This is a genomic window from Rodentibacter sp. (genome assembly GCF_057314195.1).
Map to the genome: position 1 here is coordinate 16,774 of NZ_DBHLAM010000048.1, position 26,405 is coordinate 43,178.

Here is a 26,405-nt window from a genome sequence, read left to right on the forward strand (position 1 = left end):
ATACTGCCGCGAAAATTTTAATTTACCGATTTTTGCTTATTGTAACAATGAAACACAAACGCCCGACTCTGCAAGACATCGCCGAACATCTCGGCATCACCAAAATGACAGTCAGCCGCTATTTGCGCAATCCGAACGCCGTCGCACAAGAAACCCGGCACCGCATTGCTGCGGCTATCGAGCGCTTCGGTTATATACCCAATCGTGCACCGGAAATATTATCCAACGCGAAAAGCAAAGCCATCGGCGTACTGTTGCCATCGCTCACCAATCACGTTTTTGCCGACGTGTTGAAAGGCATTGAACTGATCGCCGACGAAGCGGGCTATCAGACCATGCTGGCGCACTACGGTTATAGCGTCAAAAAGGAAGAGGACCGCATCGAAAGCCTGCTTTCCTATAATGTGGACGGGCTGATCTTGTCGGAAAATTACCATTCGTTGCGCACGCTAAAAATGATTGAAGTGGCAAACATTCCGGTGATCGAAATTATGGACAGTAGCCAAGCGGGCATTCAACAAGTGATCGGTTTCGATAATGTGGCGGCGGCGCAATCAATAGTGGAAACGATGATTTCGCGCGGACATAAAAATATCGTGTATTTCACTGCGCGCATGGATAAACGCACCCAACTCAAAATGCAAGGCTACGAACAAGCCATGAAAAAATACGGACTGGAACCTTATAGCCTAATTACCGAAGAAGCCTCGTCATTCACCTTGGGCGGCAAACAATTGCGTGAAATTTTAACCAAACGGCCACAAACCGACGGCATTTTTTGCACCAACGACGATCTGGCCATCGGCGCGCTATTTGAATGTCAGCGCCTCGGCATTGCGGTGCCGACGCAAATCGCCATTGCCGGGTTCCACGGACACGATGTCGGTTTTTCTGTCACGCCAAAGCTCGGCACGGTGATTACACCACGTTTGGACATCGGCAAACGGGCCGCACAAGAATTAATCGCGCGCTTAAACGGCGAACCGTTAAAAGAAGAAATGATTGATTTAGGATTTAAAATTCATTTAGGAGAAAGCCTGTAATATTGCACAGGCTTTTTATGCTGAGCAACGACTAATGAAAATTATATTGAAGTGCCAAACTAGCACCGCATTGAACTGCCGAATCAGCACCGCATTGAAGTGCCGAATTAGCACCGCATTGAACTGCCGAATCAGCAGTCAAAATTAAATCAACGGCTTCAAGGCATTAATGCAACGTTCCACGACTTCGTCAAAACTGCCATCAATATCAATATGAATCACATCAGGTTCGTCTGCACCCGGCACTTCTAAAGTATCGAATTGACTTTTCAGCATTTCCGTTTTCATATAATGCCCTTTGCGTCGTTTCATACGCTCAAGCACCAAATCAAAAGAACCTTCCAAAAACAAAAACTTGACGCTTTCATTGCCGTCGCGAATCAAATCGCGATACTTTTTCTTTAACGCCGAACACACGATAATCCCCACTTCGCTTTTACGTTCCAAACTAAAGGCCGCATCGCGAATACGCTCTAACCAAGGCGCGCGATCATCGTCATTAAGCGGATGCCCTTCGCCCATTTTGATAATATTGGCGCGCGGATGCAAATCGTCGCCGTCGATTAATTTTATCCCCAAACGATGCGCGACTTCCGTTCCTACCGAAGTTTTCCCGGTACTGGAAACGCCCATTAAAATAAAACTTTTGCCTTGTTGCTCATGTTCACTCATCGGATACTCCTTCATTGTTTTCGTTACCATACCGGAATTCACATCAAAATGTTACCAGTAACATTTTATTTTGTGATCATACTCACAAAATAAATTTTCTATAAAAATCAATCGACTTTTGAGAGTAAAAATAATGTGAACAAGCTCACAATTTTAATAAGCAATCGTTTACCAAGCTAAGAATTAAGAGTATGTTACCCGTAACAATTCAACAAGGGGATTTCCTATGCTTATTGCTATTATGATTGCCGCAATTTTATTGCTGCTTTTACTTATCATTAAATTCAAAGTCCACGCTTTTGTGGCATTAATTATCGTGAGCTTACTCACGGCGCTTGCCGCCGGCATTCCGGTAGAAAAAATTCTGCCGACATTGCTCGGCGGTTTTGGTAATACATTGGCCGCTGTCGCCTTATTAGTGGGCTTAGGTGCGATGATCGGGCGTTTGCTGGAAATCACCGGTGGCGCTAAAGTGCTGGCGGATACCTTAATCAACAAATTCGGCGAACAAAAAGCCCCCTTCGCATTAGGCGTGGCGGCGTTACTTTTTGGTTTCCCGATTTTCTTTGATGCCGGTCTTGTGGTGATGTTACCGATCGTGTTCAGCGTAGCGAAACGCTTCGGCGGTTCTGTATTACGTTATGCCTTCCCGGTGGCCGGTGCATTTGCCGTGATGCATGCCTTTTTACCACCGCATCCTGGCCCGGTGGCGTCCGGCGATTTGCTTGGTGTAAATATGGGATTGTTGGTCGTGGTCGGTTTAATTTGCGCAATTCCTACTTGGTATATCGGTACCTATTTATTTAGTACATACATCAGTAAGAAAATCCATGTCGATTTACCGAAAGCCTTCTTGAATGCGGTTGCCATTAGCGAAACCTCCGTACAGAATCCGCCGAGTTTCGCGCGCGTAATCACCGTTTTGTTGTTACCAATTATCTTAATTTTATTCGACACCGGCTTAAACACATTAAGCGTGGCGAAAGTGATTGATGGTTCACAAACTTGGGTGGAAGTCTTACGTTTAATCGGTAAAACGCCAATTGCACTATTAATTACCTTAATCGTAGCGATTTTGTTATTAAAAGATCAACGTAGCTACGAACAAATCGAAAAAATCTGCGATAACGCCTTAGGTCCAATTTGCTCCATCGTGTTAGTGACCGGTGCCGGCGGAATGTTCGGCGGTGTATTACGCGCCAGCGGTATCGGCGACGTACTCTCTACCATGCTGTCTGATACCGGAATGCCAATTATTGTTGCCGCCTTTGTTATTGCCATGGTGATGCGTGTAGCGCAAGGCTCTGCCACCGTTGCATTAACAACTGCCGCCGCCTTAATTTCACCGACCGTTGCCGCAGCGACCGATTTAAGCCAATTTGACCTTTGCTTTATCGTCATTGCGATTGCATCAGGTGCTACCGTGCTTTCTCACGTAAATGACTCAGGTTTCTGGTTAATGAGTCGCTTTCTTGAAATGGACACTAAAACCACATTAAAAACTTGGACCGTTCTTGAAACCTCTATCGGTGTGGTGGGCTTTATTATCGCGTTAATCGGTAGTGTGATTCTTTAATCCTTGAAGTGCTGTCGACCTTAAACCATTTCTAAAATCGACCACACTTTGCTAAAATCAGCCATTATTTTTGCCGTAAGGATAAAACATGGCTGATTTTTCTTTTATCGTTGATATTAACGAACAAAATCTCACCGAAATTCTGCAACAATCCCTTGAAAAAGCGCTAGTGCTCAACTTCTATGCGCCGAGCCATCAGTCTTCAACAGAATTTTTAAGTCTGTTGGAACGGCTGGCTGAGCAATATCAAGGCCAATTTATTTTGGGTAAAGTAAACTGTGAAACAGAACCAATGCTTGCCGCGCAATTCCGTATTCAAGCGTTACCAACCACCTATTTATTCAAAGAAGCGCAAGCCTTAGACGCCTTTCCGGGAACGCTTGATGAAGCAACATTAATTCAGCGTTTAAGCACAATTTTGCCAAAAGAAGAAGAGTTAAAATTCCAACAAGCCTTGGATTTCTTACAGGTAGAAAACTACGATGCGGCATTGCCACTGTTAAAAGACGCTTGGGAATTGTCCAATAAAAAAAATAGCGATGCGGCGCTGCTCTATGCCGAAACCTATATCGCCATGAAGAAAACCGAGCCGGCACAAGAAATTTTGAACCAAATTCCATTACAAGATCGCGACAGTCGCTGGCAAGGTTTGCAGGCGCAAATTGAATTACTGATTCAAGCAGCCGATACGCCCGAAATTCAACAATTGCAAACGGATTACGCCAACAATCCGACACCCGAAATCGCCGTTAAACTTGCCGTACAATTGCACCAAGCAGGCAGAAATGAAGAAGCGTTGACGCTACTGTTCAGTATTTTAAAAACCGATTTAAATATCCTGAACGGCGAAGTGAAACAACAATTTTTAGCCATTTTAAGCGCCATGGGAAACAGCGATCCGCTGACGAATAAATTTCGTCGATTGCTTTATTCACTGTTGTATTAATAGAAAAGCTTATAATCCGCCCCTCGCTTTCGCTCCGTTTGTGCCGAGAGTATCAAAAAACAAAGGGCGGGAATTCAATGCGGTGCTGATTCGCGATATCATTTTAGTCAAGCGCAAAATAGCAATCAAACGCGCCGCCAAACGATTTCAATTTTCAAACGGTTTCAATGCGGTGCTAATTCAGCACTTCGTTATATTCGCCTTTTTGAGACGCGCTCGACATACCACAATGAAGAGCCCGAAGATTTAATCATCAAATCATAAACAAGGATACTTTATGTCAGATATCAAACACGCCAAACTATTAATTTTGGGCTCCGGCCCTGCCGGTTATACGGCGGCGATTTATGCAGCGCGCGCTAATTTAAAACCGGTTCTCGTTACCGGCCTTCAACAAGGCGGTCAACTTACCACCACCGACGAAATCGAAAACTGGCCGGGTGATTTTGAAATGACAACCGGCTCAAGCTTAATGCAACGAATGTTGCAACATGCAGAAAAATTCGGCACCGAAATCCTGTTCGATCACATTAATCGTGTGGATTTGTCTTCCCGTCCATTCAAACTTTATGGCGATGTACAAAATTTCACCTGTGATGCTTTAATCATCGCAACCGGTGCTTCTGCGCGTTATATTGGCCTTCCCTCCGAAGAGAACTATAAAGGCCGCGGCGTTTCCGCTTGTGCGACCTGTGACGGTTTCTTTTATCGCAACAAACCGGTCGCCGTGATCGGTGGCGGTAACACGGCCGTTGAAGAAGCGCTTTATTTAGCCAACATCGCAAGTTGCGTACATTTGATCCACCGTCGCGATAGCTTCCGTGCAGAAAAAATTCTCATCGACCGCTTATACAAAAAAGTGGAAGAAGGCAAAATCGTGCTGCACACCGAGCGCACTTTGGATGAAGTGTTGGGCGACAATATGGGAGTAACCGGCTTGCGTTTAGAAAACACTAAAACCGGTGAAAAAGAAGAACTTAGTCTGGATGGTTTATTCGTGGCAATCGGTCATTCACCGAATACGGAAATTTTCCAAGGCCAATTGGAATTGAACAATGGTTATATCGTGGTGAAATCAGGCCTTAACGGCAATGCCACCGCCACTTCCGTGAAAGGCGTATTCGCCGCCGGTGATGTGATGGATCATAACTATCGTCAAGCCATCACTTCAGCCGGAACGGGCTGTATGGCGGCGTTGGATGCAGAAAAATTTTTGGATGCTCAAGCGTAATTAAAATTTAGGGTGTATGAAACAACGTTTCATGCACCTGTTATCCATTTCTTGTGTGTAGATTTTTCAAATTCACATACTCGCCAATCCTATAATAGTAAAACCCATGAACAAACTTCGCCAAAAATACTTACAAAAATGGCTTCGTGCTCAACAAAAACCCATCAAAAAACTCATGGGCGCGAATATCGCCCTTGCCACGCTTTCCGCGCTGATTTTAGTAGCACAAACCTATTTTCTGGCTACGCTACTTGATAAGCTGATTATGCAAAATGTGCCACGTAATGAACTCATTCCTTATTTTCTCGGGTTAATTGCCGGATTTGCTTTACGTGCAGTGATTCTATGGGCGCGGGAAAAAATCGGCTTCCAATGCGGTCGTAAATTACGTAGTCATATTCGGCAAAAAATTCTCGACAAAATTCACCTTGTCGGCCCGGCGACGATTAATCAAAAACCGGCGGGCAGTTGGGCAAGTATCATGCTGGAACAAGTTGAAAACCTGCATAATTTCTATGCCCGTTTTCTACCGCAACAAAGCCTTTCCGCCATTGTACCGATAGTCATTTTAATTGCGGTATTTCCGTTAAACTGGGCGGCCGGTTTGATTTTAATGATCACTGCTCCGCTTGTGCCTATTTTTATGATTCTGGTAGGCATTGCAGCGGCGGACAGCAGCCAAAAAAATATGGATACATTAGCTCGGTTGAGCGCGCAATTTTTAGATCGCTTACGCGGGCTTGAAACCTTGCGTCTTTTTAACCGCACCGCCGAACAAACCCAACATATCGAAAACAGCACGGAAGATTTCCGCAAAACCACCATGGACGTGCTAAAACTGGCCTTTCTATCTTCCGCCGTATTGGAATTTTTCACATCCGTTTCTATTGCTCTGATGGCGGTGTATTTTGGCTTTAGCTATTTGGGACAGTTGGATTTCGGCAGCTACGGTGCGCCACTTACCCTATTCAGCGGTTTTTTCTGCTTAATTCTCGCGCCCGAGTTTTACCAGCCACTGCGCGATCTCGGCACTTATTATCACGACCGCGCAGCCGGTATTGGTGCGGCAGATGCTATCGTGGATTTCTTGGAAGCGGATTATTTAACCGTTCGACAAAGTGAAAAAACAATTCCTATCAAAACCGCGTCAGAACGCACAATAGAAATTTCAGCAGAAAATTTGGTCGTGCTTTCCTCGCACGGCACCGCATTGACTAAACCATTAACCTTTCATATTGCTGCGAATCAGAATGTAGCGTTAGTCGGTCAAAGCGGTGCCGGCAAAAGCTCTTTAATGAATGCAATTTTAGGCTTTTTAGCTTACGAAGGTTCACTCAAAATCAATGGACAAGAATTACATGAAAGCAATCTCGCCGACTGGCGCAAACACATTGCTTGGGTAGGACAAAATCCGTTGTTGTTGCAAGGCACAATTAAAGAAAATCTTTTGCTTGGCGATATTCAAGCGAACGATGAAGAAATTGAGCGCGCTTTAGCCCGTTCGCAAGCTAAAGATTTCATCGATAAATTAGGCTTGGAGTATAAAATTAAAGACGGCGGATTGGGCGTTTCCGTAGGGCAAGCGCAACGCCTTGCCATTGCACGCGCGTTACTTCGCAAGGGGGAGCTGCTGCTTTTGGATGAACCGACAGCAAGCCTTGATGCACAATCGGAAAATCTTGTGCTTCAGGCGCTCAATGAAATGAGTCGTCGTCAAACTACACTCATGATTACGCACCGCATTGAAGATTTAAAACAATGCGATCAAATTTTTGTAATGCAAAACGGTGAAATCGTGCAACAAGGCTATTTTGCAACCCTACGAAACGAAGGCTTTTTCGCCGAACTTTTAGCACAACGACAACAGGATATTCAATAATGCGCGCCCTACTGCCTTTTATACGTTTATTTAGATTCGCTAAATTACCGCTGATTTTAGGATTGCTACTGATGATACTCGGGCTTGGCTCCAGTATGGCTTTGCTCACGGTTTCAGGCTGGTTCTTGGCGGCAACTGCAATTGCCGGACTCGGCACTTTGTTTAACTTTTTCTATCCGTCTGCCAGCGTGCGCGGTTTGGCAATCGGACGCACCGTTGCGCGTTATTTCGAAAAACTGGTTACCCATGATGCGACATTTCGCATTTTGGCCAAATTGCGCGTGCAAGTGTTCAGTAAAATCATTCCGCTTAGCCCGGCCGTATTAAATCGTTATCGCAACAGCGATTTATTAAACCGCTTGGTTTCTGATGTGGACACGCTAGACAGCCTTTATTTACGCTTACTTGCGCCCTTCTTCAGTGCTGTTTTTGTGATTACGGCAATGACCATCGGCTTAAGTTTTATTAATGCTCCGCTCGCATTGGGTTTGGGCACCTTTTTATTGCTATTGCTTATTGCCATTCCAACGATTTTTTATCGTTTAGGACAACAATTCGGCGAACGTTTAATTCAGACACGCGCCGCTTACCGCACGCAATTTTTAGAATTTATCCAAACACAAGCTGAACTTTTGTTGTTCAATGCAGAAGATCGGTTAAAAGAAAAAATGGTTACAATAGAGAAAAATTGGCAGGCCGATCAAGACAAAGAAGCAAAACTAAGCGGGTTTTCTACCGCACTTGTGATGTTCTTAAATGGTTTATTGGTCTGTGGAATGCTGTGGTTTAGTTCACAAGCGGATTTTGGTGACGATGAATATCGCATGGCATTTATTGCCCTTTTCACTTTCGCCGCATTAGCTGCCGTTGAAATCATTATGCCTTTAGGCGCTGCTTTTTTGCATATCGGTCAAGTAATTGCGGCCGCAAATCGTGTAACCGAGATTGTTGAGCAAAAACCCTTGGTCGAATTTAACGACAATGCCAAATTTGAAGAAAAAGTAAACTTAATTTCAGCGAAAGATTTAAGTTTTGCTTACCCGGAGCAAGAAGATCCCGTCTTAAAAAATCTCACATTAGATTTACATCAAGGACAAAAAATCGCTATTCTTGGCAAAACCGGCAGCGGGAAATCCACTTTGCTTCAGCTTTTAGTGCGTAATTACGACACGAATCAGGGCGAATTATTGTTAGCCGAAAAACCGATTTCCGCTTATTCAGAAAATACCTTACGCAACCAAATGTGTTTTTTAACTCAACGTGTACACGTGTTTAGCGACACGCTTCGTCAAAACTTACAATTTGCTCGCCTTGAAAAAATTTCTGACGAAAAAATGACGGAAGTGCTAAATCAAGTGGGTTTAGGCAAACTGCTCGAACAAGAACAAGGGTTGAATCTTTGGCTTGGTGACGGCGGCCGTCCGCTTTCCGGCGGTGAACAGCGTCGCTTGGGACTCGCGCGTATTTTACTTAATAATGCGCCAATTTTGTTGTTAGACGAGCCAACGGAAGGATTGGATCGTGAAACCGAACGCCGAATTTTGCGCTTAATTTTGCAACACGCGGAAAATAAAACCTTAATTATGGTGACACACCGTTTAACGGCCATTGAACAATTCGACAAAATTTGCGTGATTGATGAAGGCAAACTCATTGAGCAAGGCAATTACGAAAGTTTAATCACGAAAGAAAACGGATTTTTTAGAAGATTAATTGAACGGTTGTAAAGAAAAGAGGTTGGGCGGAAACCTTCCCAGCTTATTCTCGGCACACAGCAATTCCGACTTTGGCTGCTTTCTTCCGAACCTGACCGAGTAAACCGGACACCGTTGCGAGAGACCGAGAAGGTTTCCATTGATATCGCTGATGCGATTGCGCGCTATTATGCAAGAATCGGCTCATCATTGCAAAGATTAATTGTAAAATGCCATGGGTTTGGCGAGAATTTAAACCGATCATTTTTATCTTGCACATACAATGTTTATAAAGCGACAATGAAAAGGTCCAACGAAATAAAATAATCCTCAAAATTAGCACCGCATTGGAGCCGCGCCCTGCGGGGCCTCTGCACAATATGATTATTTTAAATAAAGTGAAATGAATTATTTACAATACTATCCCACCGATGTCGTTAACGGCGAAGGCACCCGCTGCACGCTTTTTGTCAGCGGTTGTACTCATGGTTGTAAAGGTTGCTATAACCAAAAAAGTTGGTCTTTTTCCGCTGGTGCATTATTTGACCAGGCAATGGAACAACAAATTATCAACGATTTGAAAGATACGCGAATCAAACGCCAAGGCTTAACCCTTTCGGGCGGTGATCCATTGCACCCGCGCAATGTAGAAACCCTGTTACCTTTTGTGCAACGGGTGAAGCGCGAATGCCCCGATAAAGATATTTGGGTATGGACAGGCTATAAACTTGACGAACTTGACGAACAACAACGCAAAATGTTGCCTTATATTGATGTGTTAATTGATGGCAAGTTTATTCAGGAACAAGCAGATCCGAGTTTAGTTTGGCGGGGTTCAGCAAATCAGGTGATTCACCGATTTAAACTTTAAGCAAATAATGCCACAGCATTTTGCCAAGTGATTCGTTCGATCAACTCCGGCGTTTCGTTTCTTAACGAACATAGCGCTTTAAAACTTTCCGCAATACGCTCAGGTCGATTAAGCTGACCTTGAAAACCAAATACCGGCATATCCGGGCTGTCAGTTTCCAGCACGAGGGAATCCAATGGCAATTTAGCAATGGCTTGACGGGTCTTATTCGCACGCTCATAAGTGATCGTTCCTCCCACGCCGATTTTATAACCGAGTTCAACAAAACGTTTTGCCTGATCATAACTGCCGGCAAAACCGTGCACCACGCCACGTTTCGGTACAGAAATTCGTTTTAAGAAAGTAAAAATTTGATCATGGGTTTTACGGCTGTGGATATTCACCGGCAAATCAAATTTTTTCGCAAAATAAAGCTGGCTTTCAAAAAAGTGGCATTGTTTTTGCCAAAGCTTGTCAGTGAGTAATTCAGGAATCGCATGCTCCAAGCCAATTTCCGCTACTGCTGTACAATTTTTATCACGGTTTGCCAAGGCTTGTTCCAACAGAACCAAATCATTTTCTGTATGTTCTTTAATGTAAAGCGGATGTAATCCCAGCCCATAATACAAATTTTCCGGGAAAAGTGCGGTCATTTTCTGGATAATTTTGAAATCACGTTGAAGCACCGCAACAATGAGAATTTTCGCAACGCCGGCTTGTTTAGCGTGTTCAACCAATTGAGCGAGCGGTTCGCCGGTGAATTGTTGGAGATAATCAAGATGGGTGTGGGTATCGAAAAAGGGCATAATATTTTTTATTGTAAAAGCAAATCGCATTTGCCCATCAATTATAAACTGAAAAAAATATAGGACGAATGTCATTCGTCCTTGCAATCTAAATTACTCAACTGAAACCGATTGAATCACCACATCATCTTTCGGCACATCTTGATGAAAGCCTTGGTTGCCGGTTTTCACGCCTTTGATTTTATCTACCACGTCCATGCCATCAACCACTTCGCCGAACACCGCATAGCCCCATTCTTGCACCACTTCTTTACCGAACATTTCTTTTGAGCGGTAATCCAAGAAACTATTATCCGCCACGTTGATAAAGAATTGCGAACTGGCCGAATGCGGATCAGAAGTGCGCGCCATCGAAATGGTACCGCGCTTGTTGCTTAAACGATTATTCGCTTCGTTTTTAATCGGCGCTTTGGTGGCTTTTTCACGCATTCCACTCTCCATTCCGCCGCCTTGAATCATAAAGCCGTCAATTACGCGGTGGAAAATCGTGTTATTATAAAAGCCTTCTTTACAATAATTTAAAAAGTTTTCTGCGGTAATCGGTGCATTGTCAAAATCCAATTTAATTTTAATATCGCCAAAATTTGTATGTAACGTAACCATTTTGTTTTCCTTCTGAAAAATTAAGGGCCGTATTATTCCACAATCGCACCAAAAGTGCTATAAAAGCGCGGTTCATTTTCCAATCTCCTAACGAGTTAAACATGCTGAAAATTTTCAATACCCTGACCCGAGAAAAAGAAATTTTTAAACCTATCTGTGAAAACCACGTTGGAATGTATGTCTGCGGCGTCACCGTTTACGATTTATGCCATATCGGCCACGGACGTACTTTCGTGTCTTTCGATGTGATCGCCCGTTATTTACGCTATTTAGGCTATAACCTGACTTACGTACGCAACATTACCGACGTAGATGACAAAATTATTAAACGCGCATTAGAAAATAAAGAAACCTGCGACGAACTGGTAAATCGCATGGTAATTGAAATGCATAAAGATTTTGATGCATTGAACATGCTTCGCCCGGATTTTGAACCGCGCGCAACGCATCATATTCCGGAAATTATTGATATCGTAGAACAACTCATCAAACGTGGGCATGCTTATGTGGCGGATAATGGTGATGTGATGTTTGATGTAGAATCCTTTAAAGAATACGGCAAATTATCGCGCCAAGATTTAGAGCAACTACAAGCAGGCGCACGTATCGAAATCAACGAAATCAAGAAAAATCCAATGGATTTCGTTTTGTGGAAAATGTCCAAACCGGATGAACCGAGTTGGCCTTCGCCTTGGGGAGCCGGCCGCCCGGGTTGGCACATTGAATGTTCGGCGATGAATGGCAAATGGCTTGGCAATCATTTTGATATTCACGGTGGCGGTTCGGATTTAATGTTCCCGCACCACGAAAATGAAATCGCCCAATCTTGTTGCGCGCACGACGGCAAATATGTGAACTATTGGATTCACTCCGGTATGATTATGGTAAATAAGGAAAAAATGTCAAAATCCCTTGGCAATTTCTTCACTATTCGTGATGTGTTAAGTCATTATCACGCAGAAACCGTGCGTTATTTCTTGCTTACCGCCCATTATCGTAGCCAACTCAACTACAGCGAAGAAAATTTAAATCTTGCACAACAAGCGTTAGAACGCTTATACACCGCATTGCGCGGTACCGATAAAAATGCGCTGCCTTTTGGCGGGGAAAATTTTGTGGCGAACTTCCGTGAAGCGATGGATGACGATTTCAACACGCCAAATGCGCTTTCTGTGTTATTTGAAATGGCACGTGAGTTGAACAAACTAAAAACTGAAGATGCAACGAAAGCCAACGGTTTGGCTGCACGTTTATGTCAACTTGGCAAGATTTTAGGCTTGCTCGAAAGCGATCCGGAAACCTTTTTACAAGCTGGTTCTAACGACGTCGAAATCATCCAAATTGAAGCTTTAATTAAACAGCGTAATGAAGCCCGCACTGCAAAAGATTGGGCAACCGCAGACGCCGCACGGAATGCACTTAGCGCAATGGGAATCGTGTTGGAGGATGGCCCGAACGGAACGACTTGGCGTAAACAATAGTGAAACAATAAAAAAATACGGTCAGAATTGAAATCATTTTTCCCGACCGCACTCTGATTAAATTTTATGTGAAAAGTTATGCTTTTTCTTCGTTCGGTTTAAATAAGCCTGAAGAGCCTTCGGAATAATCGCGAGGCGGTTCTTCTTGCGGTTTATCGGCAGCCGTAACTAATTGTTGGGTAAACAAGCCTTTTGGATTTTTGCCGAGCAGGGTGTCAGAAGAATGAGCGTAGTGGCGATAGAGTTTTTGATAATCGCCGATGAGCGTTTTGAACAATTCGGCGCTTTCGGCGAAGTGTTTTTCAAGTTGTACATTTTGCGCTTCAAGTTGCGCTTTCACGTTTTTGAGCTCTGTTTTGGTTTGCATTTGATGTTTAATCGAGCCTTTAGTGAAGCGCACGATTAAATAGCCGATAAGCATACCGATGATTAAACCGATACTTGCTGCTTGCCACATTTCGGTTGTCCAAAGTTGCATAATTTACTCCTTATGGTTGTTTGTACGGGTGAATTTTACGCCAACTCAATATTTCTTTCTTTGCCGCGGATCACAAATTTCACATTTAAACCGCAGCACTAATCACAATTTCCACTTTCCAGCGCGGATCGGCAAGTTTCGCTTCTACTGTGGCGCGACTCGGCGGATTTGCGCAATCGACCCATTCGTCCCAAGCCTGATTCAGTTCGGCATAATCCTGCATATTCGCCAAAAAAATTTGCGCATTTAAAATGCGACTTTTATGCGAGCCAATTTCTGCTAACAAGCTATCAATCAGTTCAAGTACTTCTTTCGTTTGCGCGTAAGCATTTTGCTCGACCGTCGTTTCCGGCACTTGTCCGGCAAAATAGGCGACGCCGTTATGAACGGATACTTCACAAAAACGGGCGCTTGCTCGAATATGTCGAATTGACATCATTTTCTCCTTCAAGTGTTAATTTAGCGCATTTTAAGAGTCGGTGAAGTCTTTGTAAATCTTACTTTACTAGAGTAGAATGCGCGATAATTATTCTCAACAAATGCTAATATGAAGTTACTTATTTCCAATCAACACGGCGCCATAGTAATGGCATTGTTACCCTTTCTTTACGGTATGCTTTTAACAACCCCTGTTTGGGCGCATTTCTTTCTGCTTCTGGCATGGTTTTCCCTTTATTTGATGACCTATCCTTTCTTAAGTTTGTTCAAAGGCAAAAATTTGGCGGAATATCGTAAATGGACGTTAATCTACGCCGTTGCCACGCTGATATTCGCTTTACCCGCATTATTTTATAATTGGCGCATTTTGTATTTTATGTTTGCCATGTTGCCGTTTGTCGCAGTAAATATTTATTACACCAAACAAAAAGACGAACGCAATTTATTAAATGATTTAGCGGGGATCGTTATTTTTGCCCTTGCCGGCATGGGCGCTTATTACTTTTCCGAGCGCGCTTTGGATACCAAAATTTGGTGGGTTGCGGTTTATCCCGCACTCTTTTTTATTGGTACCACGCTTTATGTAAAATCTGTGATGCGCGAACGTAAAAATCCGAAATATTTGCGTGCCTCCATCGTTTTTCATTCGTTTCTCGTCGCATATTTTGCAGCAACCGCACAATATTATCTGGCCGCGGCATTTTTTGTCGCTTGGTTACGCGCCGTTTATTTACCGCGCAAGAAACTTTCCGTTAAGCAAGTCGGTCTCACAGAATTTGCTGTTAGCGCCGTATTCTTTATTTTTCTTTTACTCGAAACCTTATAAATATGAAAAAAATTTCTTTTATTTGTAGCGTACTTTTAAGTGTTTCCGGCCTTTCCCTTGCAGCGCAGACGCCATCATTGAACGGCTCAAACAGCACCGCATTGGAATTAACGGAGCAACAGCGCATGAGTTTGGCGCAGGATTTTGCTAACAAGCAAGATTGGAAATCCGTGTTTGACATTATTCAACCTCTCGCTTTAGAAGGTAACGTGTTGGCGCAAGGCAATCTCGGTATGCTTTACAATCTTGGTCGCGGTGTGCCGAAAGATCAGGAAAAAGCCTATTGGTGGTTTAGTGAGGCGGCCGAACACGGCAGCATTCGTGCGATTAATAATTTGGCGGTGATGTATTACAACGGTGGTTATGTGAAAAAAAATGTTTCGCAAGCAATCAAATTATTCGAAACCAGCGCCAAAGCGAAAGATTTAGACGCGATGTTGATGTTGGCGGAAATTTATTTTAATCAACAAGACAAAGCCAAATCTTTCGAATGGGTGAAAAAAGCCGCCGATTTAAATAATCCGGAAGGGAAGCTTCGTTTGGCGATTTACTACGACGAGGGGATTGGCACGACCGCCAATAAACGTCTCGCCTCGTTGATTTACCGTGAAATTTTAGTGTCCGCAGATGTGCCGGAAGGCATTAAAGCCACTGCGCGGCAACGTTTATTCCGTCTTCGTTAATGCGTGCGGAAGTCGTCGGCGACCGAAAGGACGCCATTTTTAACAAGAAACAAACTCTATGAAAAGCAATCGTTCCCCATTATTCCCGATCTTCATTTTCGTGTTGATCAACTTACTGATTTTTACCTTATCCCGCCTCGGATTATCCCTTTGGCAAGCGGATCGTGTATCCGCCGTCAACGGCTGGGCGGAACTTTTTCTGCAAGGCCTGCGTATCGATATTGTGGCGCTTTGCTATTTATTCGGCGTACCGGCATTGTTTAGCGTGCTGTTTCATCCTAGCCGCCTTTGGACAAAAATCCTTCGGGTGTGGTTAACCGCCGGCAGCGTATTTATTCTTTTTATGGAAATTGCTACGCCGGCTTTTATTGAAACTTACGATTTTCGTCCAAATCGTCTGTTCATCGAATACTTAATTTATCCGAAAGAAGTGTTCAATATGCTGATGGAAGGGCACTTCAATGCGGTGCTGTTTAGCCTACTCAGTACTGTTATCGCGGCGCTAATTTATTGGAAATTATCCGCTTGGGCTGTAAAAAATTTACGTACGATGAGCTGGAAAGTTCGTCCGTTTATTGCTTTATTGGTAATCGCCGTGGCGTTTATCGGTGCGCGTTCCAGTTTCCAACATCGCGGCATTAACCCGGCGATGGTGGCTTTTTCCTCTGATGCATTGGTCAATTCGTTGGTGTTGAATTCCGGTTATTCGGTACTTTACGCCGCACAACAATTTAAAGACGAAGAAAAATCCTCCGAAATGTACGGCAAAATGGATCACGACGAAATGTTGCGTATCCTGAAGGAAAGCCGTGGCCGTCCGCAAAGCGATTACATTTCCGACAAATTTCCAACCTTAACGAAAAATCACGCGACCTATCAAGGCAAGCCAAAAAATATCGTAATTTTGTTGCAAGAAAGTCTCGGTGCGCAATTTATCGGCACTTTAGGCGGCAAACCACTTTCACCGAATATTGATAAATTGGCTGAAGAAGGCTGGTTATTTGAGAACCTTTATGCGACCGGAACGCGCTCTGTACGCGGTATTGAAGCCGTAACCGCAGGTTTCACGCCGACGCCGGCACGTGCCGTGGTGAAGCTTAATAACGCGCAACGCAACTTTTTTACCATCGCGGAATTGTTAGCTAAACAAGGCTACGACACGTCTTTTATTTACGGCGGCGAAAAGCATTTTGACAATATGGCGAGTTTCTTCTACGGCAACGGTTTTCAAACCATTATTGATCAACAGGACTACCAAAATCCGAAATTCACCGCCACTTGGGGAGTGAGTGATGAGGATTTATTTGACAAAGCCAACGAAACCTTCAACAAATTACATGATGAAGGCAAACCGTTTTTCAGTTTGGTATTCAGTTCCAGCAACCACGATCCGTTTGAATTTCCGGACGGCAAAATCGAACTGTACGAACAACCGAAAGCAACCCGCAACAACAGTGCAAAATATGCCGATTACGCCGTGGGGCATTTCTTTGAATTGGCGAAAAAATCTAATTACTGGAACGATACCATTTTCTTGGTGATTGCCGACCATGACTCACGCGTAGCGGGTGCCTCTTTAATGCCGATTAAGCATTTTCATATTCCGTCCTTAATTTTAGGCGGTGGTATCGAACCACGTCGCGACAATCGCTTGGTCAGCCAAATTGATATGCCGACCACCTTACTTTCTTTGGCGGGCGTGAGCGGCAATTATCCGATGATGGGATTTGATTTGACTCAAAATGTCAACCCGGATCGCGCGTTAATGCAGTTTGACCAAACACAAGCGTTAATGAAAGGCAACTATGATGTTGTTATTCAAACCGCAGGCGGTGGTGCCAAAGGCTATCATTACGACAAAGCGAGCGAAAATCTTACTGAAAAAGACGTGCCGGTCGCGATGAAAAAAGAAGCGTTGGCGTATGCTTTGTTAGGCAGCTATTTATATAAAAATCGCTTATATCAAATGGGCGATGAGAAGAAGTAGCGGCAAAATAACATAACTGCGCGGCCGGAAGACAAGGGTTTTTCGGCCGCCTTTTTTATCGCCGAACAAAGAGTAAATTTTAGAAATTAAATTTAAGAACAATAAAGTGATGAAAAAGCGCAATAAAATTTTGGCGATTTTGCTAACGGCAGGCATTGCCTATGGCGTTTATGCGTTCAGCCAGTTACAGATTTTTGTACCCGCTCGAATTCAAACGGAAATGCCGCTGCAAAATGTATTTAAAGCGAACGGTACGGAATGTTTTACCGGCTCCAATGCGGTGCCATTTTTAGATCAGAAACGTTTCCGAATGCTGACTTGGAATATTCATAAAGGCGCTGATGCAGGTTGGCAACCGGATTTAGCCCGCTTTTCGCAAGAGCAGGATCTCGTTTTATTACAAGAGGCTGCGCATGAGCAAGTGATTGCGGGATTTCCCGCCACACTTTTGGTGTCGGGTTTTACTTATCAAGATCAGCTTTTCGGCGTGAAAACTTTTGCGCGTTTTGTACCGCAAACTTACTGCGGTTTTGTCCAACGCGAGCCGTGGATCCGTGTTCCGAAAGCGGTCGGTGCGATGACGTTTCCGCTTAAAAACGGCAGCGAATTATTAGTGATTAATGTGCATTTAATTAATTTTGAATGGCGCCCGACGAACTATCGGAGACAGTTGGAACAAGTTTTTACGCTGATTCGAAAACATCAAGGCACCGTTATTTTGGCGGGTGATTTTAATGCCTGGAATGCGCAGCGAAAACAGATTATCGATGAATTTGCAATGGCGGCGGGATTGCAAGAAGTAAGGTTTTCTCCCGATGAACGGGTGCGATTTTTAGCTCATCCGTTAGATTATGTTTTTGTGCGAGGATTGAAGGTGATTTCCGCTAAAACTGAAAAAGTGCACTCGTCTGATCATGCGCCACTGTGGGTTGAGGTGGAATTGGATTAAGTTTGGGAAAGCAGTTTAGGTGGCGAGCGCAAACAACATTCCATTAAAGTCTTGGCATTGCAACCTTCACATTGAAGCCCCGCGGAACGGGGCTTCAATGCGGTCGTTTTTTTTAGTTAGCATTTTTCCATTTGATGAACAGTGAAACGATCGGCCAATTCGGCGAGTTTTTGCCCGTTAGGCAAAATCAGATTCGGTGCAATTTCCGCCAATGGTACGATCACAAATTCCCGATTATGCATATCATAATGCGGCACGGTGAGTCGTTCGGTTTGAATGATTTCATCGCCGTAAAGCAAAATATCCAAATCCAACGTGCGTTCGCCCCACCGCCGTAAGCGTACGCGGCCTTGTTCATTCTCAATTCGTTGCAGTTCGTCCAGCAAGGCAAGCGGGCTCAATGCGGTGCTGATTTCAACTGTCGCATTGAGATAATCGGGTTGATCTTGTGGGCCGAGCGGCTTACTTCGATAGAACGAACTGACCGCCATCAATTGGGTTTGCGGCAATTGCGCCAGCGCGTTGAGCGCGCGTTTAAGTTGTTCACGCGGCGTATGTAAATTGCTGCCGAGAGCGATATAAGCTATGGCCATAGGTTATTCCGTCGGTTTCTGTTTAGGGCGTTTACGCGGGCGAAAGTATTTTTTCTTTGGCTGTGGGTGCAAACGTTGTTGTTCTTTGACCAGTTGAGTACGTTGCTCGCCGTTGCTGAGCTGAAATTCGTGCCACCATTTCGCCAGCTCCACCGTATCGCCGCCTTCAATATCGGCGCGCATCATAAGTAAATCGAATGCCGCGCGGAATTTTGGATTTTCCATCGTGCGCATTGGCGCGGCGCCGGTGCGTTTTTGCAACTGCAATTGTAAGAACCAAATCTCACGAATTGTTGCGGTGTGGCGACGCGGTGCGGCAAGGGTGCGACAGAATAAATTTAAAGTTTCTGTACCGGCTAGTGCGTGCGCGTCGTGATTGTTTAGCCCCCCTTCATTTTTTAATACTTCTACTTTTTCGCGTAGTGGATACCAGAAAAATGCGGCGAATAAAAATGCCGGATTAATGCGTAATTTATCGGCAATGCGCTCGTCAGTGGAAGTCAATGCGGTGCTGATCAGACGTTCGGCGAAGCTGTCTTCTTTTTCCGTAAAATAAGGCACGAGAGCCGGAAAGAGTTGTTCGAACAATCCGTATTGACGCAATAAACGATAGGTTTTCAGACCTTGACCGGCTTGTAATAATTTTAAACTTTCATCAAATAAACGCGCCGGCGGAATATTTTTCAGTAAATAAGCCAGTTCACGAATCGGTTGTTCGCTTGGTTTTTCAAGGAACATATCGAGTTTCGCCATAAAACGTATGGAACGCAACATTCGCACAGGATCTTCTTGATAACGGGTTACCGGATCACCAATTAAGCGCAATTTGCCGGCTTTCAGATCTTCAATACCGTTGAAATAGTCGCGCAGCGTATTATTTTGTGGGTCATAATAAAGGGCGTTGACGGTGAAATCGCGCCGTTCGGCATCTTGTTCGATGTTGCCGTACACGTTATCGCGCAGCAACATACCGTCATCATTTCGTTTGGCTTGATGTTCGCCTAGTGCATCACTGTGACTGGCGCGGAAGGTCGCGACTTCGATAATATCGCGGCCGAACATAATATGCGCTAAGCGGAAACGGCGTCCTATCAACCGACATTTGCGTTGGAAAATTTGTTGAATTTGTTCGGGACGCGCGTTGGTCGCTACGTCGAAATCTTTCGGATGTTTGCCGAGCAATATGTCACGAATACAGCCGCCGACAATATAGGCTTCAAAACCTTGGCGTTGTAATTTATCCACTACGGTCAGCGCATTGCGACTAAAACGTTGCGGGTGAATATTGAAATGTGAGGCGTTAATAACGTGCTTGTCAAAACGAGCAGTTGGTTTGGGCGATTTTTTATCGACATATGGTGCTTTTGATGTTTGCTCGGCTCGTCTAGAAGACATTTTTGTTTGGCTAGGTTGTTTTTGAGCTTGTTGAGATTGGGCTTTTTTCTTTTTGCCGAACAAATTTTTGATATAAGTAAGAATAATGTGCTCCGTTTTTTATTAACTGTAAGAAATACAAAAGTGCGGTCAAATTTGATCTGACCTCAAAAACCCGGACGATTAATTCAAGGACTGACAACGATATTGTATCAGACTCAGTCCTTTTAATTTCAGTTGAATTCGTCGGTGGTTATAGTAATCCAAATAATCCTTCACTGCTTCTACTATTTTCTCTTTTGTTTTAAATTCCTTGCCATAAACATTCCGTCTTTAGTTGCCTCCAAATGCTCCATTGCCACATATGTGTTAGAAGGAATATTGTAAAAACCTGTGGCTTCTCTGATACTCATTTTTCCATTCAAAATAGGTTGGAGAGCCTGTAATTTAAATTCTGTTCTGTGATATTTACCCATAAAAAATCTGCACCTCAATTGTTGGTTGTTGAATCCAACTTTTGGAGTGCAGATCAGAATTCACCGCATTTTTATTTTACCGGCAATTATTTGCCAATCACTTCCAAGCCTCCCATATACGGACGCAGAACTTCAGGTACGGTAATTGAGCCGTCTTCATTTTGATAATTTTCAAGTACAGCGACTAACGTACGACCGACCGCCAAACCCGAGCCGTTTAAAGTGTGTACCAAACGGGTTTTCTTATCACCTTTGGCTTTGCAACGCGCTTGCATACGACGCGCTTGGAAGTCCCACATGTTAGAGCAAGAAGAAATTTCACGATATGTATTTTGTGCCGGCACCCATACTTCTAAATCATAGGTTTTACAAGAACCGAACCCCATGTCACCAGTGCAAAGTAGCACTTTACGATATGGAAGATTTAACAATTGCAACACTTTTTCTGCATGGCTGGTAAGCTCTTCCAAAGCTTCCATGGATTTATCCGGATCGACGATTTGTACCATTTCTACTTTGTCAAATTGATGCATACGAATTAAACCACGCGTATCGCGTCCGTAAGAACCCGCTTCAGAACGGAAACACGGAGTGTGAGCAGTCATTTTGATTGGCAATTCCGCTTCATCGATAATCACATCGCGCACTAAATTGGTAACAGGCACTTCGGCAGTTGGAATCAGTGCGTAAGGTTGTTCGCCTTCAAGTGCATTGGTGTGAAACAAATCTTCGCCGAATTTCGGTAATTGCCCTGTGCCGTAAAGGGTCGCGTGATTCACCAAATAAGGTACATAAGTTTCTAAATAGCCGTGTTGTTCAGTATGCAAATCCAACATAAATTGCGCCAATGCACGATGCATTTTGGCGATTTGTCCTTTCATCACGGCAAAACGCGCACCGGCTAATTTGGCGCCAGCAGCGAAATCCAAGCCTTCCGCCAGTTCGCCCAAGGTGACGTGATCTTTAATTTCAAAATTAAAGGTACGCGGCACGCCCCAACGTAAAATTTCAAAGTTTTCCGTGTCATCTTTACCGAGTGGCACTTCCTCTGCCGGAAGATTCGGAATACTTAACGCAATTTTGTTGATCTCTAACAGCACCGCATCCAATTGCGTTTTCGCCTCATTTAATCGATTCCCCATATCGTCCACTTCAGCGAGTAATGGCGCGATATCTTCGCCGCGCCCTTTGGCAGCCCCAATCGCTTTCGAACGGGTATTGCGCTCCGCCTGCAAAGTTTCGGTTTGTACTTGAAGCGCTTTACGTTGCTCTTCCAAAGCGATGAGTTTTTCTGTATCCAAAATGAAATTACGTTTGATTTTTAATTTTTCTGCCGTTTCCGCTAAATTATTGCGAAGTAAATTCGGATCGATCATGATATTTTTCCTTACATTTCGTTGAAATAAAAATGCGGTTATTCTATCGTGAATTGGTAAAATAAACCAGTTAAAAGCCTTTTAATAACAAGGATTCTATAAAATATATGGCATGCGTTAATCATTTTTGCTTGTCCCCATCAAGCCACTTTATTTTGTGATCCGGTTCAAACTTTTAAGATTTCATTCTGTTAATTTTTTGTAAAAGGAGTAAAGTGAAGCCAGTTTTAACTATCACAGGAGCTTGCCCATGTTTCCCGAATTTAGAGATTTAATCACTAAACTTAAAAATACCGATGCCTATTTTGATCGTTTATTTGAAAAACATAACGAATTGGATCATGAAATTAAAAGCAAAGAAGAAAACATTCAACTTGCAACTCATACAGAAATTGAGATTTTGAAAAAAGAGAAATTACGGATTAAAGACGAACTTTATGCTTATTTAAGAAAAAAAGCGGCTGAATGAGGATATTTGAATAACAAAAATGCGCTTAATTTTTAAGCGCATTTTTTATTCTCCATTTTCACATTATTCTTCTAAAATAACTTTGCCGATATAGCCAAGATGACGATGACATTGTGCATAATCAATACCGTAGCCCACCACAAATTCATCGGGAATCTCAAAACCTACCCATTCCACCGCCACCTGCACTTCACGGCGCGACGGTTTATCCAGTAAAGTACAAATAGCCAAACTTGCCGGCTCGCGTAAATTCAAAATTTCACGTACTTTTTCCAACGTATAGCCGGTGTCGATAATATCTTCCACAATAAGTACGTGTTCGCCACGAATATCACCTTCCAAATCTTTGCTAATTCTTACATCATGATTGGTCGTCATTCCGCTACCGTAACTTGATGTCGTCATAAATTCAATTTCAATGGGCAATTTCAGTTCGCGTACCAGATCCGCCATAAACATGAACGAACCGCGTAGTAATCCTACCACGATGAGTTTATTAATTTGTTTTGCTTGATAAAAAGCCGTAATTTCTTCGCCTAATGCAACAATACGTGACTTTACGTCCTCTTCCGAAATCAACACATCAACATGATGTTTTTTCATTTTATTTCCTTTTTAGGTAATGAGAGCAATCATCTGGTGGGCATTTTACAAAAAAAAGGCTGAAGTTTAAACTTTCAGCCTTTTTAACCCTAACGAATTTACTTTCTACTCTACCTGTCGGAGCAATCTGCAATCGCTACTGAACAGATGTGGCCATACTAACAGAAAAGAACTTATTGTCAATAAGAATTATTCTCAATCTTAAATTAATTTCCCGAAATCTTCATTTTATCCAATAAAATCGAACCGGTTTGAATGTTTGAGCGATGCTCAATATCGTCGGCAACAGCAAGCATATTTTTCAACATATCTTGCAATCGTCCGGCGATGGTGATTTCTGCTACAGGATATTGAATTTCACCGTTTTCTACCCAAAAACCGGAGGCACCACGGGAATAATCGCCGGTTACGATATTCACCCCCTGCCCCATCACATCAGTGACTAACAAACCGCTGCCCATTTCGCGCAAAAGAGCACTTAATCCGCCAGTTAAATTAGGTTGTACCAACCAGTTATGAATACCGCCGGCGTGCCCGTTACTTTGCATACCAAGTTTTTTACCGCTGTAATGGGTCAATAAATAGGTTTGCAGCACGCCATCTTGTACGATTTCCATATTTTGTGTGCGCACGCCTTCACTATCAAATGGCGTCGATGCCAAGCGACGTAATAAATGCGGACGTTCGCTAAGGTTAAACCAACTCGGTAATAATCGTTCGCCCAATTGATCTAACAGAAAACTCGAATTACGGTACAAACTGCCGCCACTAATTGCTGCGGCAAAGTGCGAAATAAGGCCGGTCGCCACATCATTTAAGAAAATCACCGGCACTTCACGCGTGGTGAGTTTTTGCGGATTTAAGCGTGCCAGTACTTTTTCCGCACAATTTTTACCCACCCAAATCGGCGAACACAATTTGTCGAATTCGCGCGAGACCGTATATTCATAATCGTTTTCTAAGGCATCTTGCATGCCGCCGATGACAGAACAAGACAATGAATAACGGCTAGACAAATAACTTTGCAGCATCCCGTGCGTATTGCCGTACACACGCACGCCACAGTGCGAATTGAAGCTCGCGCCATTACTGTTCACAATGCGTTCATCTGCTTCCAATGCGGTGCTCTCGGCGAGTCTCGCCAGTTCCGCAGCATGTTCCACGTTCACTTCGGCAGCATGATACAGTGCTAAATCTGGCGCCTCAAATGCCATCAATTCTTTTTCGGCTAAGCCCGCACAGTCGTCAGGAGAAGTATATTTGGCAATCGCCAATGCAGCTTCAATTGCATTTTTAATTGCGCGCTCGCTTAAATCAGAAGTTGATGCATTGCCTTTTTGTTGTCCTAGATAAACGGAAATACCTAGCGCGCCATCATTGGTAAATTCGACGTTTTCGATTTCCTGCAAACGGGTAGAAACGGACAAACCGCTCACTTTAGTAACGCTCACTTCTGCCGTTGCGCCCGCTTTTTGCGCAGTCTCAAGAGCAAAACTCACCGCATCGCGTAAATCTTGTTGTTGCGCCTTCAAAAGTGCGGTCTGATTTTCAACTGTTTTCATAAGTTTACCCCGGTAAAAATTTGCCGCATTTTATCTTATTTCCAAAGTTTATGCTAAAATGCGCGCCAAATTTCAAAAAAGGAATGACATGGCAAAAGGCAAAAAGAAAGACGTTTTTGATTGGGAAGATGAAGAACAAGAAGAAATCATTTGGGTTAGTAAAAGCGAAATCAAACGTGATGCGGAAGAACTCAAACAACTCGGTGAAAAACTGGTGAACCTAACCAAAGCCAATCTGACTAAAATGTCGCTTGACGATTCTTTACTGGATGCAGTGGAACTTGCTCAACGCTTGCAAAAAGAAGCGCGCCGCCGCCAGTTGCAGTATATCGGTAAATTATTACGCGGTATGGATGTGGAGCCAATTCGTGAAGCCCTTGCCAAAATTGAAAACAAACATAATCAACAACAAGCGATGTTGCATAAATTGGAAAAAGTACGCGACGAATTGGTGGAAAAAGGCGATGCAGCACTCACCAACTTATTGAACGATTATCCGAAAGCAGATCGCCAACAACTACGTAATTTAATACGTGCCGCGCAAAAGGAACAAGCGCAAAACAAGCCTTCCAAAGCTTATCGTGAAATTTATCAAATATTAAAAACGTTGATGCTGACAGATTAACCCTACCGACCGGGCATCTTTGGGTTTAACCGTAAAAAATATGGTTTGTCACTCTTTTGAACAGGATTTAAACATTTTTTATGAATATTCGTTGGAATAGCGTTCTTGCTCTCGCCTCGCTGTGTTTACTAGGTTGGTATTATTCGCTTAATCAAGACGACAGCGATTTGCAAAGCTTGGTTAAAACGCCGGACAGCCCGGATTATATCGGTAATAAGATGGAAACCACCGTTTTTTCACCGGAAGGTAAGAAACAATATTTAGCCTTTTCCGAGAAAGTGGAACATTTCGGCCAAAACGGTAAAACTAACTTTACTGCGCCGTTGGTTTATCTGTTCGATTTTCCCGCCGATAATTCCGTGCCAAAAAATGAGTCGGTTAAATTACCGGAAACGCAAAGTTGGAAATTAAGCGCGCTGAATGCGGTGCTCACGAGAGACGAGATGCTTTATCTAACAGGCGATGTGGTAGTGGAAAGTTTGACGCCGGCTTCCCGTCTGCAACGTATTGAAACTGAATCGGCGACGGTAAATTTAAAAACACAAGATATTACATCGGACGAAGCCGTTAAAATTAATGGACAAAATTTTAATTCCACCGGTTTAAAAATGGTCGGAAATTTACGCCAGCAAGCGGCAACCTTAAAGGAACAAGTAAAAACATATTATGAAATTAGCAAACCGTAAACTTCTTCTCATTTCCACTTTGATGATGACTTCCCTTTCTGCTTTCGCCTTAAGAGAGGATTCCAATCAACCAATTAATATCGTGTCGGATAATCAATCCCTAGACATGGAAAGCAGCGTAGTAACATTCACCGATAATGTAGTGATTACTCAAGGTTCAATTTTAATTAACGCCAATAAAGTGGTGATCACCCGTCCGGCAACAAATTCCGGCAACAAAGAAACCGTGGAAGCATTCGGCAATCCGGTGACCTTCCACCAACTCATGGACGATGGCAAACCGGTGGATGGTAAAGCGAACAAAGTGCACTACGATCTTGGTAGCGAGTTCTTAACACTAACCGGCAATGCGGAGTTAAAACAGCTTGATAGCAAAATTAACGGCGAACGCATTACTTATGATGTGAAAAAACAGCAGTTAAAGGCTAACGGCGGTAAATCTCGCGTACAAACACTGCTGATTCCAGCCCAATTACAACAAAAAGGGACGAAATAATCG

General features: G+C 43.5%; 28 protein-coding genes and 1 other RNA gene. 16 read left to right on the forward strand and 13 right to left on the reverse strand.

Annotation, left to right across the window (positions count from 1 at the left end):
- The first annotated feature begins 47 nt into the window (after window positions 1–47).
- Complete coding sequence (gene gntR, locus ACO59Y_RS06750; protein ID WP_486131787.1) at window positions 48–1,043, forward strand: gluconate operon transcriptional repressor GntR; 996 nt, start codon at window positions 48–50, stop codon at window positions 1,041–1,043.
- Between the two features lie 144 nt (window positions 1,044–1,187).
- Here gntR and ACO59Y_RS06755 read toward each other — a convergent pair whose 3' ends face one another.
- Complete coding sequence (locus tag ACO59Y_RS06755; RefSeq protein WP_373602846.1) at window positions 1,188–1,715, reverse strand: gluconokinase; 528 nt, start codon at window positions 1,713–1,715, stop codon at window positions 1,188–1,190.
- Between the two features lie 226 nt (window positions 1,716–1,941).
- Here ACO59Y_RS06755 and ACO59Y_RS06760 point away from each other — a divergent pair, with 226 nt between their 5' ends.
- The 5 genes from ACO59Y_RS06760 (at window position 1,942) to cydC (ending at window position 9,074) form a co-directional block, all read left to right on the forward strand.
- Window positions 1,942–3,291 (forward strand): GntP family permease, encoded by a 1,350-nt coding sequence (locus ACO59Y_RS06760; RefSeq protein ID WP_486131789.1) that lies wholly within the window; start codon window positions 1,942–1,944, stop codon window positions 3,289–3,291.
- Window positions 3,292–3,379: 88 nt separating this feature from the next.
- A complete protein-coding gene (locus ACO59Y_RS06765) occupies window positions 3,380–4,237 on the forward strand; it encodes a co-chaperone YbbN (RefSeq protein WP_486131790.1) in 858 nt (285 codons plus the stop codon).
- 277 nt (window positions 4,238–4,514) lie between these two features.
- Window positions 4,515–5,468 (forward strand): thioredoxin-disulfide reductase, encoded by a 954-nt coding sequence (trxB, locus tag ACO59Y_RS06770; RefSeq protein ID WP_486131792.1) that lies wholly within the window; start codon window positions 4,515–4,517, stop codon window positions 5,466–5,468.
- A gap of 106 nt (window positions 5,469–5,574) precedes the next feature.
- Complete coding sequence (gene cydD, locus ACO59Y_RS06775) at window positions 5,575–7,347, forward strand: heme ABC transporter permease/ATP-binding protein CydD (RefSeq protein ID WP_486131793.1); 1,773 nt, start codon at window positions 5,575–5,577, stop codon at window positions 7,345–7,347.
- A complete protein-coding gene (gene cydC / locus ACO59Y_RS06780) occupies window positions 7,347–9,074 on the forward strand; it encodes a heme ABC transporter ATP-binding protein/permease CydC (RefSeq protein ID WP_486131795.1) in 1,728 nt (575 codons plus the stop codon). The genes cydD and cydC overlap by 1 nt, the downstream gene beginning before the upstream one ends.
- 20 nt (window positions 9,075–9,094) lie before the next feature.
- Here the strand turns inward: cydC and ffs are convergent.
- Window positions 9,095–9,193: signal recognition particle sRNA small type (gene ffs, locus ACO59Y_RS06785), an RNA gene on the reverse strand.
- A 251-nt stretch (window positions 9,194–9,444) separates the two neighbouring features.
- Here ffs and nrdG point away from each other — a divergent pair.
- Window positions 9,445–9,912, forward strand: a complete 468-nt coding sequence (nrdG, locus tag ACO59Y_RS06790; RefSeq protein ID WP_373602852.1) for an anaerobic ribonucleoside-triphosphate reductase-activating protein — start codon at window positions 9,445–9,447, stop codon at window positions 9,910–9,912.
- On the opposite strand, the gene ACO59Y_RS06795 is transcribed toward nrdG, so the two are convergent.
- Window positions 9,909–10,697, reverse strand: coding sequence for a TatD family hydrolase (locus ACO59Y_RS06795; protein WP_486131849.1), 789 nt, complete (start codon window positions 10,695–10,697; stop codon window positions 9,909–9,911). The two genes, nrdG and ACO59Y_RS06795, sit on opposite strands and share 4 nt — an antisense overlap.
- A gap of 93 nt (window positions 10,698–10,790) precedes the next feature.
- Window positions 10,791–11,300 (reverse strand): peptidylprolyl isomerase, encoded by a 510-nt coding sequence (locus ACO59Y_RS06800; protein ID WP_373602853.1) that lies wholly within the window; start codon window positions 11,298–11,300, stop codon window positions 10,791–10,793.
- 101 nt (window positions 11,301–11,401) lie between these two features.
- On the opposite strand from ACO59Y_RS06800, the gene cysS reads away from it, so the two are divergent.
- Window positions 11,402–12,781, forward strand: a complete 1,380-nt coding sequence (gene cysS / locus ACO59Y_RS06805) for a cysteine--tRNA ligase (RefSeq protein WP_486131798.1) — start codon at window positions 11,402–11,404, stop codon at window positions 12,779–12,781.
- Window positions 12,782–12,857: 76 nt separating this feature from the next.
- Here the strand turns inward: cysS and ACO59Y_RS06810 are convergent, their stop codons facing one another.
- The gene (locus ACO59Y_RS06810; protein WP_486131800.1) at window positions 12,858–13,259 is read right to left on the reverse strand and encodes a Z-ring associated ZapG family protein; all 402 of its coding nucleotides are present in this window, start codon (window positions 13,257–13,259) and stop codon (window positions 12,858–12,860) included.
- 85 nt (window positions 13,260–13,344) lie between these two features.
- The gene (locus tag ACO59Y_RS06815) at window positions 13,345–13,695 is read right to left on the reverse strand and encodes a RidA family protein (RefSeq protein ID WP_486131802.1); all 351 of its coding nucleotides are present in this window, start codon (window positions 13,693–13,695) and stop codon (window positions 13,345–13,347) included.
- 111 nt (window positions 13,696–13,806) lie between these two features.
- Between ACO59Y_RS06815 and ACO59Y_RS06820 the strand changes: the two genes are divergently transcribed.
- The 4 genes from ACO59Y_RS06820 (at window position 13,807) to ACO59Y_RS06835 (ending at window position 18,142) form a co-directional block, all read left to right on the forward strand.
- On the forward strand, window positions 13,807–14,523 hold the full coding sequence (locus ACO59Y_RS06820) for a YwiC-like family protein (RefSeq protein WP_486131804.1): 717 nt from the start codon (window positions 13,807–13,809) through the stop codon (window positions 14,521–14,523).
- A 2-nt stretch (window positions 14,524–14,525) separates the two neighbouring features.
- Window positions 14,526–15,206, forward strand: coding sequence for a tetratricopeptide repeat protein (locus ACO59Y_RS06825; protein ID WP_486131806.1), 681 nt, complete (start codon window positions 14,526–14,528; stop codon window positions 15,204–15,206).
- 58 nt (window positions 15,207–15,264) lie between these two features.
- Window positions 15,265–17,193, forward strand: a complete 1,929-nt coding sequence (locus ACO59Y_RS06830; protein WP_486131808.1) for an LTA synthase family protein — start codon at window positions 15,265–15,267, stop codon at window positions 17,191–17,193.
- 109 nt (window positions 17,194–17,302) lie between these two features.
- Window positions 17,303–18,142: an endonuclease/exonuclease/phosphatase family protein gene (locus ACO59Y_RS06835; protein ID WP_486131810.1), complete on the forward strand. Its 840-nt coding sequence runs from the start codon at window positions 17,303–17,305 to the stop codon at window positions 18,140–18,142.
- 116 nt (window positions 18,143–18,258) lie between these two features.
- Here the strand turns inward: ACO59Y_RS06835 and folK are convergent, their stop codons facing one another.
- From folK to serS, 5 genes are all read right to left on the reverse strand, one after another.
- Window positions 18,259–18,735: a 2-amino-4-hydroxy-6-hydroxymethyldihydropteridine diphosphokinase gene (folK, locus tag ACO59Y_RS06840; RefSeq protein ID WP_486131812.1), complete on the reverse strand. Its 477-nt coding sequence runs from the start codon at window positions 18,733–18,735 to the stop codon at window positions 18,259–18,261.
- A gap of 3 nt (window positions 18,736–18,738) precedes the next feature.
- On the reverse strand, window positions 18,739–20,040 hold the full coding sequence (gene pcnB, locus ACO59Y_RS06845) for a polynucleotide adenylyltransferase PcnB (RefSeq protein WP_486131851.1): 1,302 nt from the start codon (window positions 20,038–20,040) through the stop codon (window positions 18,739–18,741).
- Between the two features lie 252 nt (window positions 20,041–20,292).
- Window positions 20,293–20,388, reverse strand: a complete 96-nt coding sequence (locus ACO59Y_RS06850) for an IS3 family transposase (RefSeq protein ID WP_486131814.1) — start codon at window positions 20,386–20,388, stop codon at window positions 20,293–20,295.
- 8 nt (window positions 20,389–20,396) lie between these two features.
- A complete protein-coding gene (locus tag ACO59Y_RS06855) occupies window positions 20,397–20,585 on the reverse strand; it encodes a helix-turn-helix domain-containing protein (protein WP_486131816.1) in 189 nt (62 codons plus the stop codon).
- A gap of 86 nt (window positions 20,586–20,671) precedes the next feature.
- Entirely contained in the window at window positions 20,672–21,961 is a 1,290-nt protein-coding gene (gene serS, locus ACO59Y_RS06860; protein WP_486131818.1) for a serine--tRNA ligase, read from the reverse strand.
- A gap of 250 nt (window positions 21,962–22,211) precedes the next feature.
- On the opposite strand from serS, the gene ACO59Y_RS06865 reads away from it, so the two are divergent.
- Window positions 22,212–22,430: an HP1242/YdcH family protein gene (locus ACO59Y_RS06865; protein WP_373602865.1), complete on the forward strand. Its 219-nt coding sequence runs from the start codon at window positions 22,212–22,214 to the stop codon at window positions 22,428–22,430.
- Between the two features lie 63 nt (window positions 22,431–22,493).
- On the opposite strand, the gene hpt is transcribed toward ACO59Y_RS06865, so the two are convergent.
- Complete coding sequence (hpt, locus tag ACO59Y_RS06870; protein ID WP_486131821.1) at window positions 22,494–23,033, reverse strand: hypoxanthine phosphoribosyltransferase; 540 nt, start codon at window positions 23,031–23,033, stop codon at window positions 22,494–22,496.
- 206 nt (window positions 23,034–23,239) lie between these two features.
- Window positions 23,240–24,595 carry a metalloprotease PmbA gene (gene pmbA, locus ACO59Y_RS06875; RefSeq protein WP_486131823.1) on the reverse strand — a complete coding sequence of 452 codons (1,356 nt, stop codon included), beginning with the start codon at window positions 24,593–24,595 and terminating at the stop codon, window positions 23,240–23,242.
- Window positions 24,596–24,683: 88 nt separating this feature from the next.
- Between pmbA and yjgA the strand changes: the two genes are divergently transcribed.
- The 3 genes from yjgA (at window position 24,684) to lptA (ending at window position 26,402) form a co-directional block, all read left to right on the forward strand.
- A complete protein-coding gene (gene yjgA / locus ACO59Y_RS06880) occupies window positions 24,684–25,220 on the forward strand; it encodes a ribosome biogenesis factor YjgA (RefSeq protein ID WP_486131825.1) in 537 nt (178 codons plus the stop codon).
- A gap of 80 nt (window positions 25,221–25,300) precedes the next feature.
- A complete protein-coding gene (lptC, locus tag ACO59Y_RS06885; protein ID WP_486131827.1) occupies window positions 25,301–25,906 on the forward strand; it encodes an LPS export ABC transporter periplasmic protein LptC in 606 nt (201 codons plus the stop codon).
- Window positions 25,887–26,402, forward strand: coding sequence for a lipopolysaccharide transport periplasmic protein LptA (gene lptA / locus ACO59Y_RS06890; RefSeq protein WP_486131829.1), 516 nt, complete (start codon window positions 25,887–25,889; stop codon window positions 26,400–26,402). The genes lptC and lptA overlap by 20 nt, the downstream gene beginning before the upstream one ends.
- Window positions 26,403–26,405 lie beyond the last annotated feature (3 nt).

Coding starts and splice junctions, on each gene's coding strand:
- gntR (WP_486131787.1), top strand. CDS start 48: ATGAAACACAAACGCCCGACTCTGCAAGACATCGCCGAACATCTCGGC.
- ACO59Y_RS06755 (WP_373602846.1), bottom strand. CDS start 1,715: ATGAGTGAACATGAGCAACAAGGCAAAAGTTTTATTTTAATGGGCGTT.
- ACO59Y_RS06760 (WP_486131789.1), top strand. CDS start 1,942: ATGCTTATTGCTATTATGATTGCCGCAATTTTATTGCTGCTTTTACTT.
- ACO59Y_RS06765 (WP_486131790.1), top strand. CDS start 3,380: ATGGCTGATTTTTCTTTTATCGTTGATATTAACGAACAAAATCTCACC.
- trxB (WP_486131792.1), top strand. CDS start 4,515: ATGTCAGATATCAAACACGCCAAACTATTAATTTTGGGCTCCGGCCCT.
- cydD (WP_486131793.1), top strand. CDS start 5,575: ATGAACAAACTTCGCCAAAAATACTTACAAAAATGGCTTCGTGCTCAA.
- cydC (WP_486131795.1), top strand. CDS start 7,347: ATGCGCGCCCTACTGCCTTTTATACGTTTATTTAGATTCGCTAAATTA.
- nrdG (WP_373602852.1), top strand. CDS start 9,445: ATGAATTATTTACAATACTATCCCACCGATGTCGTTAACGGCGAAGGC.
- ACO59Y_RS06795 (WP_486131849.1), bottom strand. CDS start 10,697: ATGCCCTTTTTCGATACCCACACCCATCTTGATTATCTCCAACAATTC.
- ACO59Y_RS06800 (WP_373602853.1), bottom strand. CDS start 11,300: ATGGTTACGTTACATACAAATTTTGGCGATATTAAAATTAAATTGGAT.
- cysS (WP_486131798.1), top strand. CDS start 11,402: ATGCTGAAAATTTTCAATACCCTGACCCGAGAAAAAGAAATTTTTAAA.
- ACO59Y_RS06810 (WP_486131800.1), bottom strand. CDS start 13,259: ATGCAACTTTGGACAACCGAAATGTGGCAAGCAGCAAGTATCGGTTTA.
- ACO59Y_RS06815 (WP_486131802.1), bottom strand. CDS start 13,695: ATGTCAATTCGACATATTCGAGCAAGCGCCCGTTTTTGTGAAGTATCC.
- ACO59Y_RS06820 (WP_486131804.1), top strand. CDS start 13,807: ATGAAGTTACTTATTTCCAATCAACACGGCGCCATAGTAATGGCATTG.
- ACO59Y_RS06825 (WP_486131806.1), top strand. CDS start 14,526: ATGAAAAAAATTTCTTTTATTTGTAGCGTACTTTTAAGTGTTTCCGGC.
- ACO59Y_RS06830 (WP_486131808.1), top strand. CDS start 15,265: ATGAAAAGCAATCGTTCCCCATTATTCCCGATCTTCATTTTCGTGTTG.
- ACO59Y_RS06835 (WP_486131810.1), top strand. CDS start 17,303: ATGAAAAAGCGCAATAAAATTTTGGCGATTTTGCTAACGGCAGGCATT.
- folK (WP_486131812.1), bottom strand. CDS start 18,735: ATGGCCATAGCTTATATCGCTCTCGGCAGCAATTTACATACGCCGCGT.
- ACO59Y_RS06855 (WP_486131816.1), bottom strand. CDS start 20,585: ATGGGTAAATATCACAGAACAGAATTTAAATTACAGGCTCTCCAACCT.
- serS (WP_486131818.1), bottom strand. CDS start 21,961: ATGATCGATCCGAATTTACTTCGCAATAATTTAGCGGAAACGGCAGAA.
- ACO59Y_RS06865 (WP_373602865.1), top strand. CDS start 22,212: ATGTTTCCCGAATTTAGAGATTTAATCACTAAACTTAAAAATACCGAT.
- hpt (WP_486131821.1), bottom strand. CDS start 23,033: ATGAAAAAACATCATGTTGATGTGTTGATTTCGGAAGAGGACGTAAAG.
- pmbA (WP_486131823.1), bottom strand. CDS start 24,595: ATGAAAACAGTTGAAAATCAGACCGCACTTTTGAAGGCGCAACAACAA.
- yjgA (WP_486131825.1), top strand. CDS start 24,684: ATGGCAAAAGGCAAAAAGAAAGACGTTTTTGATTGGGAAGATGAAGAA.
- lptC (WP_486131827.1), top strand. CDS start 25,301: ATGAATATTCGTTGGAATAGCGTTCTTGCTCTCGCCTCGCTGTGTTTA.
- lptA (WP_486131829.1), top strand. CDS start 25,887: ATGAAATTAGCAAACCGTAAACTTCTTCTCATTTCCACTTTGATGATG.